Genomic DNA, 21,649 nt, shown 5'->3' on the forward strand with positions numbered 1-21,649 from the left:
TTGAACGCCCTTCTCAACGGAGTACTCCCCATGCCTATGGAAAGCGCCGCCGCCCAAGTATTGGTGGCTGATGAACCGCCGTCGTTGCTTGACCAACTGCTGGCCAACACCACCATTCGCCCGTCCCAGGAAGGCTATGCCGTTGCCCGCCAAGGCGTGGCCGCGTTCATCAGCGAAATCCTGCAAAGCGGCGATCACCAACAGCCGGTAAACAAGCACCGGGTCGACCAGATGATTGCCGAAATCGACCGCGCGTTGAGTAAGCAGATGGATGTCATCCTGCACCAGCCGCAGTTCCAGCAATTGGAGTCGTCGTGGCGTGGGTTGAAGCTGTTGGTGGATCGCACGGATTTTCGCGAGAACATCAAGCTGGAGATGCTGCACGTTACCAAAGAAGAACTGCTGGACGACTTCGACAACGCCGGTGACATCACCCGCAGCGGCTTGTACAAGCACGTCTACACCGCCGGCTACGGCCAGTTTGGTGGTGAGCCGGTGGGTGCTATGGTCGGCAACTACACCTTTGGCCCCAGCTCGCCAGACATCAAGTTGCTCAGCTATGTGGCCTCCATTGGCGCCATGTCCCACGCGCCGTTCGTCTCGGCGGCAGGGCCTGAGCTGTTCAACCTCGAAGGGTTCCAGGGCCTGCCAGACCTCAAGGAAGTCAGCGATATTTTCGAGGGGCCACGCCATACCAAGTGGCGTGGCCTGCGGGAATCCGAGGATGCCCGACATCTGGCCCTGACCCTGCCGCGCTTCCTGCTGCGCACGCCCTACAGCACCGAAGACAACTCGACGCGCAGCTTCGGCTATGACGAAAGCGTCGACGGTAAACACGATAATTATCTGTGGGGTAACACTGCGTTTCTGATGGCCTCGCGTATTACCGACAGCTTCGCCCGCTACCGCTGGTGCCCGAACATCATAGGCCCGCAATCGGGCGGCGCGGTGGATGACCTGCCGGTGCACCTGTATGAATCCCTGGGCCAATTGCAGGCCAAGATCCCGACCGAAGTGCTGATCTCTGACCGCAAGGAGTTCGAGCTGGCCGAAGCCGGTTTTATCCCGCTGACCATGCGCAAGGACAGTGACAACGCGGCGTTCTTCTCTGCCAACTCGGTACAAAAACCGAAGAACTTCCCCAAGACCCGCGAAGGCCAGGAAGCCCAGACCAACTACAAGCTCGGCACCCAGTTGCCGTACCTGTTTATCGTCAATCGCCTGGCCCACTACATCAAGGTGCTGCAACGCGAACAGATCGGCAGTTGGAAGGAACGCCAGGACCTGGAGCGCGAGCTGAACGACTGGCTCAAGCAGTACATCGCCGACCAGGAGAACCCTTCGTCCGACGTGCGCAGCCGTCGCCCCTTGCGCGCCGCAAAAGTCGTGGTGCAGGACGTGGAAGGCAATCCAGGCTGGTACCAGGTGTCCTTGGCCGTGCGTCCGCACTTCAAGTACATGGGCGCCAACTTCGAGATCTCACTGGTCGGCCGCCTGGACACCCAGTAAGTGGGCGCCAGCCTGTTCGAACGCCTGGAACCCGACGCACCGCGCTACCGCCAAGGCAGCGCGGATGAACAAGCGCACCAGCGTGTCGAGGCGATCAAACGCCACCTGGAACAGGTGCTCAACTCACGCCAGGGCTGCTCGCAAAGCAGCCCTGAACTGGGCCTGCGTGATTTCAACGGCGTCACCCAGGCCAGCAGTGATCTGGTGGTAGCGATCAGCGCCGATATCCGGCGCTCGGTGGAATCGTTTGAACCGCGCATCAAGGTCACGGGCGTGCGCTTTCAGCCCGACCCGGACCTGCCGCTGGAGCTGAACTTTCGCCTGGATTGCCAGGTGCGAGTCAATCACAAGGAAGAACAGGTGCAGATCGAGGTGGCCATGCACGGCCGCGACGGCTACACCCGCGTGAAATGAGAATGCCATGGACTTGAAACAACGCTTTGCCGAGGAGCTGCGCTACCTGCGTGAACTCGGTCGCGAGTTTGCCGAAGACAACCCGCAGCTGGCGCAATTTCTTGGCGACAAGGCCGGTGACCCGGATGTGGAGCGGTTGCTGGAAGGCTTTGCCTTCCTCACCGCCAAGCTCGGCATGAAGATCGACGACGACTTGCCGGAGCTGACCCATCCGCTGTTGCAGATGCTCTGGCCCAACTACCTGCGGCCCTTGCCCAGCGCGACCATCATCCGGTTTACGCCACTGCCCAATGCGATCAGTCAACGCAAGGTGATTCCCAAAGGGACGCGGCTGTTTGCCAACCCCGTGGACGGCGTCTCCTGCGAGTTTCGTACCTGCACCGACGTCAACCTGTACCCGTTAGCGTTGCACGAAGTCAGCGATGCCCACAGCCGCGAAGCCTCGACACTACGCATCGACCTCGACGTGTTGACCCAGCAACCGCTAAACAGCCTTGAGTGCGACCAGCTGGACTTTCACTTGGGTGGTGACAATGCCACGGCTCTGACGCTGTACCTGTGGCTGGCCCATTACCTCAAAAGCATCACGCTGTACGTCAACAACACGCCTTATCGCCTGAACTGCGACGAGCTGGGCTTTCCCGGCTTCACTCCCGAAGAGGCATTGCTGCCCTACCCGCGCAATGTGTTCGATGGCTACCGCATCCTGCAGGAATACTTTGTGTTCCCGCAGCGCTTCCACTTTTTCAGCCTGACTCGACTTGCCAAGATCTGGCCGGCTGTCAGCACCGGGCAGATTCGTTTCGAGTTTCAGTTCTCCCGGCCGATGCCGGTCAATACGCATTTGCGTACATCAGACCTTCACCTGTTCTGCGCGCCGGCGGTCAATCTGTTCTGCCACGATGCCGAACCTATCATGCTGGATGGACGCAGCCAGGAACGCCGTATCAGCCCCACGGGCAACCGTCACGATGCTTATGAAATTTTCAGTGTCGACCACGTGGCCGGTTGGGACGCCGCCGACAAGGAGCGCAAAGGCGACCCATTGCGGCGCTTTACCCCGTTCGAGTCGTTCCAGCATGAGATCGAACATGCGCGAGGCCGCACCGCGCTGTACTTTCGCACGCATATCGAGGAGTCCCACGGGCGTGAAGGCTTGCGCCATCGCATCGCCTTCGTGCGCGGCGATGAAAGCCTGTATATCGGCGAAAACGAAGCAGCTTCGATCGAATTGACCTGCACCAACCGCGACCTGCCGCAGCAGCTCGGCGTAGGGGATGTGTCGCGGTCCACCGAGGCCACGCCGTCGTTTGCCACCTACACCAACCTGATTGCGCCGACGCGCAGCTACCGGCCGGTGCTGGACAGCAGCCTGCACTGGACGCTGATTTCCAACCTGTCACTGAACTACCTGTCGTTGCTGTCGGCCGAGCCGCTCAAGGCGGTCATCCGCGCCTATGACTTCGCGGCCCTGCACGACCTGCAACAGGCCCGCGCCACGCGCAAACGCCTCAACGGCATTCGTGATGCGGTGACTATGCCCATCGACTGGCTGATGAAAGGCCAGCCGGTACGTGGCGTGCAAACCCGTTTGCAATTGGATCAGAACGCCTTTCTCTGCGAAGGCGAGTTGTACCTGTTCGCCAGTGTGCTTTCGCACTTCTTCGCTCTCTACGCGAGCATCAATTCCTTCCACAGTCTGGAAGTGATCAATACCACTAACAACGAGTGCTATGAATGGCCACTGTTGACCGGCAGACAACCCGTGATCTAGCTGATGCGCTGCTGGCTGACGCGCGGAACTATTCGTTTCACCGTCTGCTGGAGCACCTGCACGCTTTACACGGTGATGATCTGGAAGCGCGACCCTTGAGTGCGGCGGCGCGCCGTCGCGTACGCCTGCAAAGCCATGCAGGGTTAGGTTTTCCGGCCTCCGATGTAGTCGAGGCGGCGCGCATTGAAGAGGATCGCGAAGAGGTGCGCTATCGCTTGCAGACAAGCTTCTTTGGCCTGCACGGCACCGACTCGCCACTGCCCGGTTACTACCTGGATCGCCTGGCCTACGAGCAGGCTCAGGAGCGCGGGATTCGCCCGGCATTCATGGACTTTTTCAACCATCGCTTGCTGACCCTGCTGCACACCAGTTGGCGCAAGTACCGCTACTACATCCGCTTTCAGGCCGAGGCCAGCGACCGCTTTTCGCGCTACGTATTCTCCATGGTCGGGCTGAACGACAACGACCTGCGTGGTGCGACGCCGCTGCCGTGGGGTCGCCTGCTGAGCTTTGCCGGGTTGATTGCCAACCGCAGCCGCTCGCCGTCGGTGGTGTCCGGCATCGTCGAACATTGTTTCGATCTGCACGGCGTGCATATCCGTGAGTTCGAGGCGCGCTCGGTGAGTTTGGACCAACGCCAGCGCCTGTCACTTGGCAAAGCCAACGGTGTTCTCGGAAGCGATTTCGTGGTGGGTGACCGCAGCAAGACCCGCGCCAGCAAGTTCACCCTGGTAATTCCCAACCTGACCCAGGCGCGCTTTCGGCAGTTTTTACCCAGCGGTGATCAGTTCGGGCGCTTGCGCCAATTGATGGATTTTCTGCTGCGCGATGCCACCGCCTACGACCTGGAACTGGGGCTGCGCGAAGAAGATGTACCGCCGTTCAACCTGCAACGCGCCAGCGGCACCCACCTGGGCTGGACCAGTTTTATCGAACATCAAGAACAACGTCATCCCGCCGTGGTGCGGATTCGGGGGCGCGCATGAAGCTGACCCTGGTTATCAACAATCCTGCGCAGTTGCTGCACGGGTATGTGCCCCTTCATCGGTTTGGCCCACAGGGCGGCAGCATCGGCAGTGCCGCGGTGGACTGGTGCCTGGACGATCGCCACAACAGCGTACGCCCCAACCACTGCGACATCCGCGTCGTCGAAGGGCGGTTCTGCGTGATCGACCGCAGCGGTAGAACCTACGTCAACGGCCACGATCTGTCGCTTGAGCGCCATGTTGCGATAGGCCTCAACGACGGTGATCGGTTGCAGATTGGTGCGTATCAGGTCGCGGTGCAGTTGGGCGAGCACGCTCCAGGGCAGCATTCGCTCGATGAGCTGCTCGGCGACCATCCTGAGGGCATGCACGTGTGGCACCAGGAAGACCTTCCTAGTCGGCCACTGCCGGATGAGCGACCTGCCACTTGCGCGGAGTTCGAGCGTCTCTGCCAACCCGTGGATTTGACGGAGCAAGGCGATCCGCTGCTAGCGATGCACAAGGCGCCGCCGCCCGCACCGCTGGCGGATATCGGCGCGCCTGCACACAAGCGCAGTGTCAGCCTGTTCAGCAACCTGCGTCTGGGCACCCTGTTGCTGGCCTGCCTGACCCTCGGCGGCTGCACCATGCTCGGCAATATCGGCCAGGTGATCTGGACTCCATCAATTTCGGTCGGAGATCCCGACGATCAGCCTAGCCGCTACTCCCTGAGCCTGCACGCCAGCGACGACGTCAACCCGCGCCTGATCAGCACCGGCACCGCAACGGTTGAGGACGAAAGCCGCTCGCCTTACACCCTCAACGTTCAGGCCGCTAGCCCGCAGGCGCTGACGGACAAAGTGCAAACCCTGCTCAACCATCTTTACGAAGCCGTGCCGGCGCAATCGTTGCTGACCGTGGAGCCCACGCCTGCGGAGCAAATGTCGCCTATCGAAGATGCGCTGCTCGGCGCTTACGACGCCCAGGGCGTGAGCCTGACCACCCCGTGGGGCAGCCCGGCGCTGGAGCACGTCGCCACGCCGATCGCCTTCAAGGTGCTGCAACTCACCGATGACTCGCTGCTGGTCAACGCCAGCCCACAAGCCCTGGCCGACGACCTGAAAAAGACCCTGGGCAGCACCTACATCCGCGCCGACGACTACCTGCTCAACCCCGGCCAATTCAAGTTCGTCGACCTGCGCGCCCTGGATGAAGACACCCGCTTTATCGCGGTGATTGCCAACTATCACAGCACTGAGATCGGCCAGTGGAAACAGCGCCTGCGCGTCGAGCCCAAGGGCCGCCAATACGCCGTGCTGGTGCAGTTGGATGCCGCCCAGGTCAGCCTCAAAGGAGAAACCCGATGACGTCTTTTTCAGCCGCTTTTACCCCGAGTAATCACCGATGAGTTCACGCAACCCCGTCATCTGGCATGAAGGTTTGTTTGTCAAGCCCCAGCACTTCCAGCAACAGGCCCGCGCCGCCGAGGCCGCCGTGCACCAGCGCCTGCACAGCCTCAACGACGCGCTCTATGGCTTCAGCGAGCTGGCGTTGAACGACGAATACCTGGGCTTCGGCAAAATCGCCATTACCCGGGCACGCGGGATCATGCCCGATGGTAGTGTCTTCGACATTCCTCACGATCTGGCGACGCCGCCCCCGCTGGAGATCGCTGACAGCAGCGCAGTTGGCCAGATCGTCTACCTGGCCCTGCCGTTGCGCTCCAACGGTGCCCTCGAAGTGCGCTGGCCGGACCAGTACGGCAACAGCCGCTACATCGCCCGCCGCGAGGAAGTCCGCGATACCCACAGTGATGACGGTGATCAGGTCGGTATGGACCTGGCCGTGCCCAACCTGCAACTGATGCTCGAACGCAGCGACCGCAGTGCCTTCACAGGCATCGCCCTGGGCAAAATCAAGGATAAGCGCCCGGACGGCAGTTTGGTGATAGACGAGCACTTCTACCCCACCAGCCTGTCCCTGCAAGCGGTGCCGGCGTTGCACCGCTACCTGGGTGAAGTCGCCGGGCTGATGCGTGAGCGCGCCAAAAACCTGGCCCAGCGTATCGGTTCGCCAGGACAGTCGGGCGTCGCCGATGTCACCGACTTCAACCTGCTGCAAACCCTCAACCGCTTGTTCCCGCTGTTCCAACACCTGGCGCGCCAGCGTCAGGTCCATCCGGAGCGGCTGTACATCGCGCTGGCGCAAGCCTGCGGCGAGCTGGTGACTTTTACCGATGAAGGTCACCTGCCCCAGGAATACCCCGCCTATCAGCACGACAACCTGCGCGAATCCTTCCAGCTTCTGGAACACACCCTGCGCCGCGCCTTGGGCACGGTGCTGCAACCGCGTGCGGTGCCGCTGCCGATTGTCGTTCAGCAATACGGCGTGCGTACTGCCGAGTTGAACGACAAGCGCCTGCTGGACAACGCCGAATTTATCCTCGCCGTGCGCGCCGGACTGCCAGCAGAGACCCTGCGCCAGCAACTGCCCAAGCAGATCAAGATCAGCTCCACCGAAGGCCTGGAACAACTGGTCAGCCTGCAGCTTCCAGGTATCCCGCTGCTGCCGCTGCCGGTGGCGCCACGGCACCTGCCGTTCCATGCCGGCTTCAGCTACTTCGAACTCGACCGCCATCACCCTGCCTGGCAAAGCCTGAGCAGCGGCAGCGGGTTTGGCTTCCATATCGCCGGCGAATTCCCGGAGCTGGAGTTGCAGTTCTGGGCGATCAGGAGTGAGAGAGATGAATGATATGAAGGACAGCATCACCTCTGAGCCGGACGCCAACACTCCGGTGTTTGACGAACTGGTGCAGCACGCCAGAAGCAAGCCCGAACCTGTCGAACCAGCGCAGACAAAACCAAAACCGCCCGTGCTGCTCGCAGACCCAGAATTCGACATGCGCGGCGTGGCCTGGAACCCGCTGTGCGATGCCGCCACGCCGCTGATCGGCCTGGTCATCCGTCTGCGCCGCCTGGACCACCACGATGACGTACCTGCGCTGTACCAAAGCGTCAGCAACCAGATCACCGCGATCATGGAGGAAGTCCGCCAGCTCGACTACGACGCCGGCATGCTCAAGGCCTACTCCTACAGCCTGTGCCTGCTGGTGGACGAGGTGGTCATGCGCACCACCTGGGGCAGGCTCTCCACGTGGAGCGCGCGCTCATTGCTCAGCCAGTTTCATAACGAAACCCAGGGCGGCGAAAAATTCTTTACCGTCATGAACAACATGATCCCCGAAGCAGCCCGGTACCAGCATGTGCTGGAGTTCATGTACCAGTGCCTGATCTCCGGTCTCAAAGGTAAATACGGCACCCATATCAAGGGCGATGACGAAATACAGAAGATCATCGACCAACTGCACGGCCTGTTGCGCCCCCTGCGCGGCGAGACGCCCAAGCGTCTTACCGACCCGCTGAAAAACGTCGCGCCGCGCAACTACCGGATCAAACGCGCCTGGCCGTTGTGGACGCCCTGGGCCATGGCCGTCGTCGTGCTGACGGTCGCCTACACGATCTACTCCATCCGCCTGAACGCCATCACCCAACAGGTGCTGGTGTCGCTGGAGCGAGTGCTCCACCTGTAACCGATTTTCAGTGTGCTCATCACGAGCGCCTGCAAAGCCATGGCCGTGTCGGCCATAACCCTCGACCCCACGGGTCGTTCACTTGATCGCGACAAGGAGTTTGTCATGCCAACACCTGCTTACATCAGCATCCACGGCCAGAACCAAGGCCATATCACCAAGGGCGCATTCACTGCGGACTCGGTGGGCAACGTTTATGTAGAAGGCCACGAAGACGAAATCCTGGCACAGGAAATCGATCACCAGATCACCACGCCTACTGACCCGCAAAGCGGCCAGCCCGCAGGTCAGCGCGTGCATAAACCGCTGATCTTCACCAGCGCCCTGAGCAAAGCCTCACCCATGCTTTACCAGGCTTTAGCCACCGGCGAGATGCTGCCGACCGTCGAGGTCAAGTGGTTCCGTACCTCGGGTGACGGCAAGCAGGAGCACTTCTTCACCACCAAGCTTGAGGACGCCACCGTCGTCGAGATCCACACCGTGCTGCCTCACGCCCAAGACAGTGACAACGCCAACTACACCCAACTGATCAAGACAAGCCTGGCGTATCGCAAGGTCAGCTGGAGCCATGAGGTTGCCGGTACCGAAGCCTCGGACGACTGGCGCAAACCGGCTTAACCGCCGAACCACACGTTCCGCCGTACAGGCCTGTGCACGGCGGAATGTCTCCAGATTCAATACTTATTAAGGAGGCTCTATGCCTGCCGTCGTTCTGGTCGGTCACGACCATGATTGCCCTCTGTGTGGCCCCACCACCGTTAAAAGCGGTACGCGCAACGTCACCGTCAACGGCCGCGCCGTCGCCCTTGTCGGCGACGCCCTGGGTTGCGGTGCCGTGATCACCAGCGGCTCGCCCTCAATGAACATCAACGGCAAAGCCGTGGCCCGCGTCGGTGACAGCACCGACCACGAAGGCGTGCTGGAAAACGGCGACGCCAGTTGGTTGATCAACTGACCCACACTCACCACAAGGAGGTTTCATGCCCCGCCAAAGCGACCTGCGTTACACCTTCCAACCGCTGCGGGGCGATCCCTTCGAAGTGGTCTCGTTCACCCTTGAAGAAGGCCTGTCCCAGCCGTTCAAACTCGAGCTGGAGCTGGTCAGTCACCACCCGGCCATCGACTTCTACCGCATGCTCGACCTCGCCGCCGTGTTCACCATCTGGCGCGACGACACCCCCGTGCGCTACGTCCACGGTTTGGTCAGCCTGTTCCAACAGGGCGACACCGGTTTTCGCCGCACCCGCTACACCGCTGTGGTCGAACCGACCCTGAAGCGGTTCGATCTGCGCTCCAACTGGCGCATTTTTCAGGCCCAGACCGTGCCCGACATCATCACCAGCATGCTGGCCGAACAAAAGCTCACCGACATCCGCAGCGAAATCTGCTTCGAACACCAACCCCGCGAATACTGCGTACAGGCTGGCGAAACCGACCTCGACTTCATCGCCCGCCTGGCCGCCGAAGAAGGCCTGCTCTACACCTTCGAACACCGCGCCGACGGCCACACCCTGGTCCTCACCGACCGCGTTGGCGGGCTGGGCACTATTGGCACGCACACAGACTGCCCGGTGATTTACCAATCCATGGGTGGCGGCGACGCCACAGAACCGGCACTGAACCGCTTCCACTACACCGAACAAGTGCGCACCGCGCGCCAGGTGCAGCGCGACTACACCTTCACCCACCCGCGCTACGACCAGCAGCACACCGCTACCGGCGACCAGGACCTGAACAACCAGCACAAGGACTACGAACGCTACGACTACCCCGGCCGCTACAAACGCGACATCGCCGGCAAGCCCTTCACCAAAACCCGCCTGGCGGCGCTGCGCAATGACGCCAAGCTGGCCCATGTGGAAGGCGACGATGAACGTCTGCAACCGGGGTTGGCGTTCGACCTCAAGGATCATCCCCGTGAAGACTTCAACGATCGCTGGCGCACCATCGCCATCAAGCACGAAGGCAAACAGCACACCAGCTTGCAGGAAGAATCGTTCGGCAGCGGCCTCGGTACCTCTTACACGTTGAAGGCCAGCGCCATCCGCTGGACCTCGGATTGGAAGGCGCCGCTACGCCCCAAACCCTGCATCGACGGCCCGCAGATCGCCACGGTGGTTGGGCCACCTGGGGAAGAGATTTATTGCGATGAATGGGGCCGGGTGAAAGTGCAGTTCCCGTGGGATCGCGCGGACAAAAACAACGACCACAGCTCCTGCTGGATCCGCGTCACCCAAGGCTGGGCCGGGGCGACCTGGGGCTCGATGGCCATCCCCCGTGTGGGGCAGGAGTTAGTGATCAGCTATTTGGACGGTGATCCTGACCAGCCGATCGCAACGGGGGCAGCCTACAGACAGACCAACCTGCCGCCCTACGAGCTGCCCAAACACAAGACGCGGATGACCATCAAGAGCCAAACCCATAAGGGCGCAGGCTTCAATGAGCTGCGTTTTGAGGATGAGTTGGGGCAGGAGGAAGTTTTTGTCCATGCCCAGAAAGATCAGAACACCGTCGTCAAGAACAACCAGACCCAATCGATTGGCGCCGACCGAAGCAGCCAAGTAGGCCAAGACGAAACCATCACCGTGGGCCGTACGCGCATGCGGGTGGTGAAGGCCAATGACACCTTGAAAGTGGGCGGCAACAAGAACGATCACGTCGCGGGTGAGTATTACATCGGCGTGGGTAAACAGCTGCGTCTTGAGTGCGGCAAAACCGTCATAGAGCTCAACGAAAACGGCGACCTGAACATCACCTGCGAGAACTTCAACATCACTGGCATGAAGGCCGGCAAGGTCAACACCCTGTCAGGAAAACTCGATTTGAACATGAGTGGAAAGGCTTCCGGCACGACTGCAAACGGTGTCGGTGGCGCAGACATCCAGAGCGATGTGGACGGCTACTTCAACCATGAATAACCCCATAAGGACGGCGCCAATGCGCGAATACATAACCCACGATTTGATCATCGGGCTGGGCAATGAAAGGCCCGACGACAATAGCGTCAACATGCTGGTGTTCAAGGCACGCGGCACCACCCTGGTGCTGGCACGCGGCCTTATGGACCCTCAGAAAACGTTGGCCGAGACCTATACCCACCAGCTCACCGAGCTGCGCAAGAAAGTCACAGCCTTCAAATGCACCAAACCCGCAGAGGTGCGGGTAGGCGTCGACCGCAACATCGTCGCGATGGAGGTGCAAACCGAATTCACCCAGGGCAATGCGCTTTCCTGCCAGTACCAACTGGCCTGTGAGCTGCCTGGCGAACCCCGGCTTCTGGCGCTGACTTATAGCAAGGGCAGCACGCTCACTGAAGCAGATTTCGACCATTGGGAAACCCTCAAACAGTCGCTTCGGTTTGCCTAAACCTCTTTTCTCGAATGACCTGCTCGCAAGGAAGATGATTCGTGGCAGACACCGTACACGCCGCCCGTGTGGGCGACCCCATTCTGCACACTTCGGTGTGGGCAGAAATCCTCGCCACCGTCGCGGAGGCTGTGGTGTATGCCGCCGTCACTGCCGCAGTTATTGCCGCAGCACCTTATGTCTTGGGCGCTGCTGCAGTAGCAGCAGCAGGCGCGGTGGTGATCGGCGTAGGGGCCGGTTTGTTGGTGACGGCAACGAGCTTGATTCCTGCCGGTGACAAATCCATCGGGGAACATTTCAGCGATGCGTGCAGTGGCTTTTTCAGCGCGCTGATTCCCCCCACGCCCCAGGGCAACATCGCAAGCGGCTCCGTCGACACTCGCATCAATAGCGAACTGGCGGCCCGCGCCGCCGGCATGCAAACCGACGAACCCGACGAACCGTCGGCCAAGCCCAGTGTGATGGATACCCTTTTTAGCGTGGTTGCCGGACTCAACCCGGTCGTCGCGATTTACCAAACCATCGACGGCATTTTCAACCCACCCATGGTGGCCGCGCCTGCCAGCGGAACCCGCCCCGCCGAACTGGACCAAGTGGTGTGCATGCGGCATCTGCCCATGCCTACGCAATACCTGGCTGAAGGGTCCTCGGAAGTCTTCATCAACAGTCAACCTGCCGCCCGTTGCGGTGATCGCACCACGTGCGAGGCTACCGTTGGGCCGGATACCGCCGTATCGCCGGATGTGCGCATCGGCGGCGAACCGCTGGTGGTACGGCCCATCCAAGGAGGCAAAAACAAAATCGGCATGGCGGTGGGCATCATCGCCGGCATCCTTATCGCACGAAAATTCGGACCAAAGAGTTGCTCGGTGGGCAACCCGGTGGCCGTGTCCACCGGCAGCAAGTTCCAGGACGGCCCGGAAGACCTGGACTTCACTCTCCCCGGCATCCTGCCGATCATTTGGGCGCGTCGGTACAACAGCAATGACCGTCGCGACAACGGGCTGTTCGGCGTCGGCTGGAGCGTGTTCTACGAAGTCGAAATCGTGCGCGTACCGCATCCGAACGGCGGCGACCTTTGGGTGTACATCAACGCCGAGGGCGAGCGCCTGGAGCTGGGCCAGCTCAAGCCCGGCAACCGCTTTGTCAGCACGCTCGATGGTTTGGCATTCTTCGAAATGGGCAATGGCCTGACGGTGGTCGAGGACATCCATGACGGCCTGTATCAGGTCTTTGAAACCGATCCCCACAACCCGCAGCGTTCACGACTGGTGCGCCTGGGCGACCGCAACCGTAATACGGTCAACCTGAACTATGACGAGCAAGGGCGATTGCTACATCTGCTCGACCCGAACAGCCGCATTGCCGTGCGCCTGCGCTACAACGACCTGCACCCACGCCGGTTGGAACGGGTTGAGCGCCTGTATTTCAGTGATGAAGGCCCCGGCCATCTGGAGCGCACCGAGCCTTTGGTGCGCTACCGCTATGACAGCCATGGCGATTTGAGCGCCGTACTCGATTCCAGCGACCAGGTGTTGCGGCGTTTCACCTACACGCCCGAGCGCCACATGAGCAGCCATACGCTGCCCACTGGAGCGACCCGTCACTATGCCTGGGCGTCTTTCGAAGTCCCCGAGCAAGGCCCACAATCCGTCCGCGCCGACGGCACGCCCTACACCCTCCCGCCCTTGCTGGAACCACAGCCCGACCATGAATGGCGCGTCACCCGCCACTGGGGCAGCGATGGCGAGGACTATCACTTTCAGTACGACCTGGCCAAGGGCGAAACCCGCGTCGTTGACAGCCTTGGCCGTGAGGAACGCTACTACTGGGGTGCGCTGTACGAGGTCTACCACCATATCGACGCGCTGGGCCAATGCTGGCACAGCGACCTGCTCGCCGGGCAACTGCTCAAGACCACCGACCCGCAGGGCGGCGAATGGCACTACGTCTACGATGACCTCGGCCGCCTGATCGAAACCCGCGACCCGCTCGGCCGCAGCGAATACATCCTCTACACCGAACATTGGGCGCTGCCGCTGAGCATCACCGACCGTGGCGGCCACACCCGTACCTTCAGCTACGACGAGCGCGGCAATCTGCTCAGCGAAAAAGACCCGCTGGGGCACACCACCCGCTACCGCTATGACCCTCAGGGCCAGGTGGTGGAGGTCATCGATGCCCACGACAAACACAAGACCCTGGCCTGGAACCGTCATGGGCAACTGCTGCTGTACCGTGATTGCTCCAACTCGGAAAGCCATTACCGCTACGACGAACGTGGCTATCTGTGCGCCAGCACCAATGCCCGTGGCGAGACCACCCAGTACCGGTATGACACTCGCGGCCACCTGATCGAGAGCGAACGCCCCGGCGGACGCATCGACCGCTACCAGCGCAACCTGGCCGGCCAGCTCACCGACTATATCGACCCGGCCAACCAGCGCACCCAGTACCACTACGACCCCAGCGGGCGAATCCAACAGCGTATCGATGCGCTGGGGCATAAGGTGCGTTTCAGCTATGACGCCTATGGGCGCCTGCAACAGCTGAGTAATGAGAACGAAGAAGCCTACCGTTTCAAGTGGGATGTGCTGGATCGTTTGACCACCCAGATCGATCTGGACGATAGCTACCGCGTTTACCACTACAACGCCGTGGACGACGTCACTGGCACTGACGCTCATCCCACGCCTGCGCCGGAACCGCGCAACACTTACGAGGACGGCCCGCCTCCCCTTGAGTCAGACGTCCCTATTCGGCATCGCTTCACCCGAGATGCGGTGGGCCGTTTACTGCGTAAAACCACCGACGATGGGGTCACCGACTATCGCTATGACGCCGCCGACAACCTGCTGGCGATCACATTTACTGACGGGCAGGGTGCGCAGCAAACACTGAGCTATGCCTACGACGCCCTCGGCCAGGTGCTCAGCGAAAGCAGCGAGGCAGGTCAACTGGGCTATCGCTACGACGCCCTAGGCAACTTAGAAACTCTGACCCTGCCCGACCAACGCCAACTCAATCACCTGTACTACGGCAGCGGCCACCTGCACCAGCTCAACCTCAATGGCCGGGTGATCAGTGATTTCGAGCGCGACCCACTGCACGACGAAGTCCTGCGCACCCAGGGCAGCCTGCTGACCCGCAACCGCTACGACCAATGCGGCCGTCTCAGCCAGAAGGCCCTGCACTACCGCAACGCCGCCCGCGAAGAACTGCCGCTGCTGCAAAAGCGTTACCAGTACGACGCCAGCGACAACCTGATCATCGAGCGCCTGACCCAGACCCAGCGCCGCGGTGGCAGCGATCCACGCCAACCACTGCCGGACGACGGCCTGCTCGGGCGCTTCCTCGGCAAAAGCCACGGCAAAAGCGTCGAGGGCAACGAGCACTACAGCTACGACGCTACCGAGCGCCTGCGCGACCATCGCCAAAGCAATCTGCGCAACCCGGAACTGCACCGCGAAACCTACAACTACGACGCCGCTGCCAACCTGCTGCCCACTGGCCGCATGGGCGGCTACGTCAAACACAACCGCGTGCACGTGTTCGAGGACAAACGCTACCGCTATGACCGCTTTGGGCGCCTAAGCGAAAAGCGTATCGGCAGCCATACCGTGCAACGTTTTCGCTACGACGCTGAGCAACGCCTGATCTGCGTCGAGCAGGATCAAGGCTGGCAGCGGCTGCGCAGCGAGTACCGCTACGACCCACTGGGGCGGCGCATAGGTAAACGGGTGTATCGCAACGAGAGCGAACAGCCACAGAGCGATATGCAGTTTGTGTGGCAGGGGCTGCGGCTGTTGCAGGAGGTGGAGCACGGGTTCGGCAGTGTCTACGTGTATGCCAATCCCGACAGCTATGAACCGCTGGCGCGGATTGATGGCAGGCCCGGTAGTGAAGAGATCTTCTTCTTCCACACCAACCTCGCCGGGTTGCCGGAACAGCTGACCGACGAGGCCGGCCTGAGCGTGTGGCACAGTGAGTATGAGGGTTGGGGCAAGAGCCGGGACGAGTGGCACGATCAGCGGGTACGGCGCGAGCAGAACCTGAGGTTTCAGGGGCAGTACCTTGACCGGGAAACCGGGCTGCACTACAACACGTTCAGGTTTTATGATGCGGACGTGGGGAGGTTTACGCAGCCGGATCCGATTGGGTTGATGGGGGGGTTCAATCTTTACCAGTACGCTCCAAACTCCGTAAGCTGGTTCGATCCTTGGGGCTGGGAGTGTGGAAAATCTGGGAGAGGCTTTCTGAGTTGGGCAAAAAAATGGCATGACAAGCGTGTAATAGAGATTTTCGGCTCTCAAAAAGGTCGAAACTTTGGCAGACAACGCTCATATGATAGCCAATACAAAGGTCGTGACATTGAATACAAATCTGACAACTTTAACAAAGGCCCTCGCTCAACAGAGAGCTTGAATCGAATGACAAAGCAAATCGACACAGACATCAAACTAAAAAATTCGCAAGGTGCAAATCCCCATTGGCACTTTGAGCATGATCCAAGAGTAGCGCCAGAGATGCGCAGCGTTTTGCAAAAGCTAGAAGGCGCCAATATTCCTTGGACATTTGGCCCCAAAGCCCCACTCTAACACCAAGAGACATTTATATGCTTCGATCAAATTCGATTGCAAAAGCCTTATACACTCTTATCTCTGAATACAAATTTGTACCAGTTTACCCACTTTGGTCAAATAAAATAACTTCGCTTTGCCGGGCAATACCCAACAGCAAGCACTATTGCTACATATTAATAACAAAAAATAAAGATGACTCTCTTACGACAGACCTATGGATAGGTCCCATCAACTATCCCGATAGCTCACTAGACTCAAACTGCAGTGCATTTAAAATACCAATCGGCATAACGTACGACGAAGACCCAGACTTTCTTTCTAAATGTCAACAGCGCATCATTAAACTTCTCCCCCACACCGCCTCATTAGTAAACGCTGTACAAGAAGAACTACTATCCCCTTCCCTCGTAGCGACGAGCCAAACTACAGTAGGAAGAATGGTGGCTTATAATCATTTCCTGGAAGCCTACGAACAACTAAAGCAACACCAGGCTTTCCCGCAAATTCAAAACGAACTAATAAACCTATACAAAAAAAGTGGCAAGAGCCTTTCAAAAACAATTAAAAATATAAACAATATTGCGCCGGATATATTGAACAATATTTCGCAACCAGCCTTCAACTTCCTTAAAGACTATCTAACTCCACCGTTTGACCTCTCGTCCATTCTTGCAGAGTTCGCATTCATTGAGGCATCAACCAGACATGCCGCTCAACATCCAATAAATGTATAAACTCTCAGTACAATCCAACCGATATCACTTGGATGCCCCAGTAACAGTCCGGAGATAAGCTATCGAATTGAGACTACGACCGCTTACCCATGAGAGCCGACTTGGAAGGCAGCTACCGCGTTTAGCAATACAACGCCGTGGATGACGTCACCGGCACTGACGCTCATCCCACGCCTGCGCCGGAACCGCGCAACACTTACGAGGACGGTTGAGTCAGACGTCCCCATTCGGCATCGCTTCACCCGCGATGCGGTGGGTCGTTTGCTGCGAAAAGCCACCGACGATGGCATCACCGACTATGCCTACGACACTGCCGACAATCTGTTGGCGATCACTTTCAAAGCGCACAACGGCGAACAGCAGCAACTGAAATTCCGTATCCGCTCCACGAACCCCACATTCCAAACGAATAGCTGACAGCTGATGCTGTGCTCCCGATTTCCCTCAGGAGCCCGCAACCATGATGCGTCCCGACGCCAAGGTCGAAAAAGTCTATCTCTACCCCAAACCTGTCGACTTCCGAAAATCCATCGACGGCCTCGCCGCCTTGGTCGAATTGGATATCAAAGTGGCGGTGTTCGACCCCGTGCTTTTTGTTTTTCTGAATCGCCCCCGTAATCGGGTGAAAATACTTTATTGGGAGCGCAACGGCTTCTGCCTTTGGCTCAAGCGCCTCGAATCCGAACGATTCAAAACGTCCCCTGACGATACGGATGAAGCCATTGTCCTGACGGTTCAGGAACTGAACTGGCTGCTCGACGGTTTTGATCTCTGGCGCAACCGTCCGCATCAGGTTTTGACGCCGCGATTCGTCGCTTGATTGGGTATAATCCGGGCCATGATTTCCATGCCCGACGACCTCCCCGATGATCCGGTTCTGCTCAAGCAAATGCTTGTGCAGATGCTCAGTGAGCGTCAGGTGGACAAAGACCAGATTGTTGATCTGAAAGAACAGATCCGGCTATGGCGTGAACGTTTTTTCGGGCGTAAATCAGAACAAACCGTCGATCCGCAGACGCCACAGCTCGCGCTCTTTAATGAACCTGAAAGTCTCGCTGTTCCGGTCTGCGACGAGTCTGACGAAGAAGCCGTTGCGCCTACCAAGCGCCGTGGCAAGCGCAAGCCGTTGTCGACTGACTTGCCGCGCATCGAAGTTATCCACGAACTTCCAGAGCACGAACTGACCTGCGCCTGCGGCTGTCGCAAACACGTCATTGGCGAAGAAACCAGCGAACAGCTGGAGATCGTGCCGATGCAGATCCGCGTACTCAAACACATCCGCAAAGTGTACGGTTGCCGCAGTTGTGAAACCGCGCCGGTCACCGCTGACAAACCCGCTCAGATAATCGAAAAGAGCATGGCCAGCCCCAGTGTGCTGGCGATGTTGTTGACCACCAAGTATGTCGATGGTCTGCCGCTGCATCGTTTTGAAAGTGTACTGAGTCGACACGGCGTCGATATTCCACGGCAAACCCTGGCGCGTTGGGTGATCCAGTGCAGTGAACACTTTCAGCCACTGCTGAACCTGATGCGTGATCGATTACTGGAAAGTCCGGTGATCCACTGCGACGAAACCCGCGTCCAGGTACTCAAGGAACCGGATCGAGACCCGACCAGCCAATCCTGGATGTGGGTGCAAGCCAGCGGCCCGCCAGAGCGGCCAGTGATCCTTTTTGACTACACCACCAGCCGAGCGCAGGAGGTGCCGTTGCGCCTGCTCGGCGACTATCGCGGCTACGTGATGACCGATGATTATGCGGGTTACAACGCATTGGCGTTGCAACCCGGAGTTGAGCGTTTGGCGTGTATGGTCCATGCGCGACGCAAGTTCGTCGAAGCGCAGAAGGTACAGCCCAAGGGCAAGACCGGTCGCGCCGATATCGTGCTGGCGATGATGAGCAAGTTGTATGGCATCGAACGCGAGCTCAAGGATGCTTGCGATGAACAGCGGTTTATCGGTCGGCAGGAGAGAAGCTTGCCGGTACTCGCCGAGTTGAAAAGTTGGCTGGAGAAAACACAGTCCCAAGTCACGCCGCAAAGTGTGCTGGGCAAGGCGGTGAATTACCTGGCGAACAACTGGAGCCGGTTGGAGCGCTATGTGGAGGCCGGCCATTTGCCGATCGATAACAACTTGGCGGAGCGTGCGATAAAGCCGTTTGTTATTGGGCGCAAGGCGTGGCTGTTCAGTGACACGCCTAAAGGCGCCACGGCCAGTGCGCAGATCTACAGTTTGGTCGAGACAGCCAAGGTCAACGGCCAAGAGCCCTATACGTGGCTGCGCCACGTACTGGAGCGATTGCCGCACGCCTCGTCAGTAGAAGATTACGAAGCGCTGCTGCCGTGGAACTGCTCGCCACAGATGCCACGGTAAACCGAGGTTACATCTTGTGGTAGGTGGGGTTTGTGGATCGCACTCGAAATTCCGCTATGACGCCCTCGGTCAACTGCTCAGCGAGACCTGCGATGCGGGTGAACTGAAGTATGACTACGACGCCCTCGGCAATCTACAAACCCTGACCCTGCCCGACCAACGCCAACTCAACCACCTGTACTACGGCAGCGGCCACCTGCACCAGCTCAACCTCAATGGCCGGGTGATCTGCGATTTCGAGCGCGACCCACTGCACGACGAAGTCCTGCGCACCCAGGGCAGCCTGCTGACCCGCAACCGCTACGACCAATGCGGCCGTCTCAGCCAGAAGGCCCTGCACTACCGCAACGCCGCCCGCGAAGAACTGCCGCTCCTGCAAAAGCGTTACCAGTACGACGCCAGCGACAACCTGATCATCGAGCGCCTGACCCAGACCCAGCGTCGCGGTGGCAGCGATCCACACCAACCACTGCCGGACGACGGCCAGCTCGGGCGCTTCCTCGGCCAAAGTCATGGCAAAAGCGTCGAAGGCAACGAGCACTACAGCTACGACGCTACCGAGCGCCTGCGCGACCATCGCCAAAGCAATCTGCGCAACCCGGAACTGCACCGCGAAACCTACAACTACGACGCCGCTGCCAACCTACTGCCCACTGGCCGCATGGGCGGCTACGTCAAACACAACCGCGTGCACGTGTTCGAGGACAAACGCTACCGCTATGACCGCTTTGGGCGCCTAAGCGAAAAGCGTATCGGCAGCCATACCGTGCAACGTTTTCGCTACGACGCTGAGCAACGCCTGATCTGCGTCGAGCAGGATCAAGGCTGGCAGCGGCTGCGCAGTGAGTACCGCTACGACCCACTGGGGCGGCGCATAGGTAAACGGGTGTATCGCAACGAGAGCGAACAGCCACAGAGCGATGTGCAGTTTGTGTGGCAGGGGCTGCGGCTGTTGCAGGAGGTGGAGCACGGGTTCGGCAGTGTCTACGTGTATGCCAATCCCGACAGCTATGAGCCACTGGCGCGAATTGATGGCAGGCCCGGTAGTGAACAGATCTTCTACTTCCACACCAACCTCGCCGGGTTGCCGGAACAGCTCACCGACGAGGCCGGCCTGAGCGTGTGGCACAGTGAGTATGAGGGTTGGGGCAAGAGCCGGGACGAGTGGCACGATCAGAGGGTACGGCGCGAGCAGAACCTGAGGTTTCAGGGGCAGTACCTTGACCGGGAAACCGGGCTGCACTACAACACGTTCAGGTTTTATGATGCGGACGTGGGGAGGTTTACGCAGCCGGATCCGATTGGGTTGATGGGGGGGTTGAACCTTTATCAATATTCCCCAAACCCTACGGGCTGGCTTGATCCTCTAGGATTAAGTGGGTGCTCTGGAGTAAACAAAAAGCCAACAAGAGGCGATAACCCATATCAGACTAGGTTTGACCCTAGGACGCCAGGACGACCGGATCCAAAATTCTCAATAGACACACGAACATTTACTAGTGGGACGAAAACCTCAAATGGCGGCATTAGAAATAACAGGGAGTTTTGGCAGCAATGGAGAAACCTCCAGCCAGAATCTTTAAGCAAAAGCAATCAATATCGAATAAATGAGCTTGGCATCGCTCCTAAAATAGATAATATCTGGATAAAGAATTTCCCTGAACACGCCAAATATAAAGGTGACAATTTAGTCCACCACCATGTTAATTTTGGACAATACGCCATACCTGTACCTTCAAAAACCCATGTGGGCAGCGGCGGCCCTTGGCATGCAAAGTGAGAGATAAAAATGCTACTTACCATAGAACAGATCGAGTCTCAACTCAAAGCAAAATTCAAACCTTTAGGCGACGACATGGAGGACCTTGTTCTTATGCAGCGCGCATCCCCCCCTACAAATATAAACATGCTGGAAAAGTGGATCAATACGAGTATCCCTAACGAGTTTAAACTCTTCATCCAAAAATACAATATTAACAACTTTACTCTTGGACCAATATCATTTGGCACAAACGAAGACTACATTGAGCAACTTATAGATATAAATACAGATAACGAATTTAGACGCTGGTGGACTGGAAATTCAAGACCAGCCGACACCATTGCTATAGCAACCTCCGACCCTTACACCATATTACTAAACACGGAAAATGGAAAGATTTTTGCTATCACTAGCGAATCAAACATGTCTGACTGGCAGACTATCGCTTGCAACTTTGAAATGTTTGCAAGAGGAGTCGGCACTGTTTTTCTGAAGCAAGGCAAACCGTCAGAAGTAGTAACTGCAGTAAACGCAGAGAACAGTAAGTTCTGGCATGAACTTTCGTCATAATTCAGTAACTGT

General features: G+C 58.8%; 18 protein-coding genes. 17 read left to right on the forward strand and 1 reads right to left on the reverse strand.

What is annotated here, in order from left to right:
- Positions 1 to 36: 36 nt before the first annotated feature.
- From tssC to P5706_RS20600, 13 genes are all read left to right on the forward strand, one after another.
- On the forward strand, positions 37 to 1,509 hold the full coding sequence (gene tssC, locus P5706_RS20540) for a type VI secretion system contractile sheath large subunit (protein WP_200434735.1): 1,473 nt from the start codon (positions 37 to 39) through the stop codon (positions 1,507 to 1,509).
- On the forward strand, positions 1,510 to 1,923 hold the full coding sequence (gene tssE, locus P5706_RS20545; RefSeq protein WP_285681364.1) for a type VI secretion system baseplate subunit TssE: 414 nt from the start codon (positions 1,510 to 1,512) through the stop codon (positions 1,921 to 1,923).
- A 7-nt stretch (positions 1,924 to 1,930) separates the two neighbouring features.
- Positions 1,931 to 3,697, forward strand: a complete 1,767-nt coding sequence (tssF, locus tag P5706_RS20550; protein ID WP_285681367.1) for a type VI secretion system baseplate subunit TssF — start codon at positions 1,931 to 1,933, stop codon at positions 3,695 to 3,697.
- On the forward strand, positions 3,661 to 4,683 hold the full coding sequence (tssG, locus tag P5706_RS20555) for a type VI secretion system baseplate subunit TssG (RefSeq protein WP_285681370.1): 1,023 nt from the start codon (positions 3,661 to 3,663) through the stop codon (positions 4,681 to 4,683). The genes tssF and tssG overlap by 37 nt, the downstream gene beginning before the upstream one ends.
- On the forward strand, positions 4,680 to 6,029 hold the full coding sequence (gene tssJ / locus P5706_RS20560) for a type VI secretion system lipoprotein TssJ (RefSeq protein WP_285681373.1): 1,350 nt from the start codon (positions 4,680 to 4,682) through the stop codon (positions 6,027 to 6,029). Before tssG ends, tssJ begins: the two co-directional genes overlap by 4 nt.
- Positions 6,030 to 6,066: 37 nt before the next feature.
- The gene (gene tssK, locus P5706_RS20565; protein WP_285681375.1) at positions 6,067 to 7,413 is read left to right on the forward strand and encodes a type VI secretion system baseplate subunit TssK; all 1,347 of its coding nucleotides are present in this window, start codon (positions 6,067 to 6,069) and stop codon (positions 7,411 to 7,413) included.
- 1 nt (position 7,414) lies between these two features.
- Complete coding sequence (gene icmH, locus P5706_RS20570; protein WP_285682791.1) at positions 7,415 to 8,251, forward strand: type IVB secretion system protein IcmH/DotU; 837 nt, start codon at positions 7,415 to 7,417, stop codon at positions 8,249 to 8,251.
- Positions 8,252 to 8,356: 105 nt separating this feature from the next.
- Entirely contained in the window at positions 8,357 to 8,869 is a 513-nt protein-coding gene (locus P5706_RS20575) for an Hcp family type VI secretion system effector (protein WP_285681378.1), read from the forward strand.
- Positions 8,870 to 8,948: 79 nt separating this feature from the next.
- Complete coding sequence (locus P5706_RS20580) at positions 8,949 to 9,206, forward strand: PAAR domain-containing protein (RefSeq protein ID WP_285681381.1); 258 nt, start codon at positions 8,949 to 8,951, stop codon at positions 9,204 to 9,206.
- A 25-nt stretch (positions 9,207 to 9,231) separates the two neighbouring features.
- Complete coding sequence (locus P5706_RS20585; RefSeq protein WP_285681383.1) at positions 9,232 to 11,169, forward strand: type VI secretion system Vgr family protein; 1,938 nt, start codon at positions 9,232 to 9,234, stop codon at positions 11,167 to 11,169.
- Between the two features lie 19 nt (positions 11,170 to 11,188).
- Positions 11,189 to 11,617 (forward strand): DcrB-related protein, encoded by a 429-nt coding sequence (locus tag P5706_RS20590; protein WP_200433854.1) that lies wholly within the window; start codon positions 11,189 to 11,191, stop codon positions 11,615 to 11,617.
- A gap of 41 nt (positions 11,618 to 11,658) precedes the next feature.
- Complete coding sequence (locus P5706_RS20595; RefSeq protein ID WP_285681388.1) at positions 11,659 to 16,215, forward strand: RHS repeat-associated core domain-containing protein; 4,557 nt, start codon at positions 11,659 to 11,661, stop codon at positions 16,213 to 16,215.
- Between the two features lie 17 nt (positions 16,216 to 16,232).
- Positions 16,233 to 16,934 carry an Imm25 family immunity protein gene (locus P5706_RS20600; protein ID WP_285681391.1) on the forward strand — a complete coding sequence of 234 codons (702 nt, stop codon included), beginning with the start codon at positions 16,233 to 16,235 and terminating at the stop codon, positions 16,932 to 16,934.
- 213 nt (positions 16,935 to 17,147) lie between these two features.
- On the opposite strand, the gene P5706_RS37240 is transcribed toward P5706_RS20600, so the two are convergent.
- Complete coding sequence (locus P5706_RS37240) at positions 17,148 to 17,300, reverse strand: hypothetical protein (protein ID WP_285681394.1); 153 nt, start codon at positions 17,298 to 17,300, stop codon at positions 17,148 to 17,150.
- Between the two features lie 94 nt (positions 17,301 to 17,394).
- Between P5706_RS37240 and tnpB the strand changes: the two genes are divergently transcribed.
- From tnpB to P5706_RS20625, 4 genes are all read left to right on the forward strand, one after another.
- A complete protein-coding gene (gene tnpB / locus P5706_RS20610; protein WP_060766773.1) occupies positions 17,395 to 17,754 on the forward strand; it encodes an IS66 family insertion sequence element accessory protein TnpB in 360 nt (119 codons plus the stop codon).
- 18 nt (positions 17,755 to 17,772) lie between these two features.
- Entirely contained in the window at positions 17,773 to 19,305 is a 1,533-nt protein-coding gene (gene tnpC / locus P5706_RS20615) for an IS66 family transposase (RefSeq protein WP_060766772.1), read from the forward strand.
- Between the two features lie 16 nt (positions 19,306 to 19,321).
- On the forward strand, positions 19,322 to 21,085 hold the full coding sequence (locus P5706_RS20620; RefSeq protein ID WP_285681397.1) for an RHS repeat-associated core domain-containing protein: 1,764 nt from the start codon (positions 19,322 to 19,324) through the stop codon (positions 21,083 to 21,085).
- Positions 21,086 to 21,178: 93 nt separating this feature from the next.
- Positions 21,179 to 21,637: an SMI1/KNR4 family protein gene (locus P5706_RS20625; protein ID WP_285681400.1), complete on the forward strand. Its 459-nt coding sequence runs from the start codon at positions 21,179 to 21,181 to the stop codon at positions 21,635 to 21,637.
- Positions 21,638 to 21,649: the final 12 nt, after the last annotated feature.

Origin of the sequence: Pseudomonas sp. ChxA, from assembly GCF_030263855.1 — a bacterium.
Classification (GTDB): domain Bacteria; phylum Pseudomonadota; class Gammaproteobacteria; order Pseudomonadales; family Pseudomonadaceae; genus Aquipseudomonas; species Aquipseudomonas fluorescens_CB.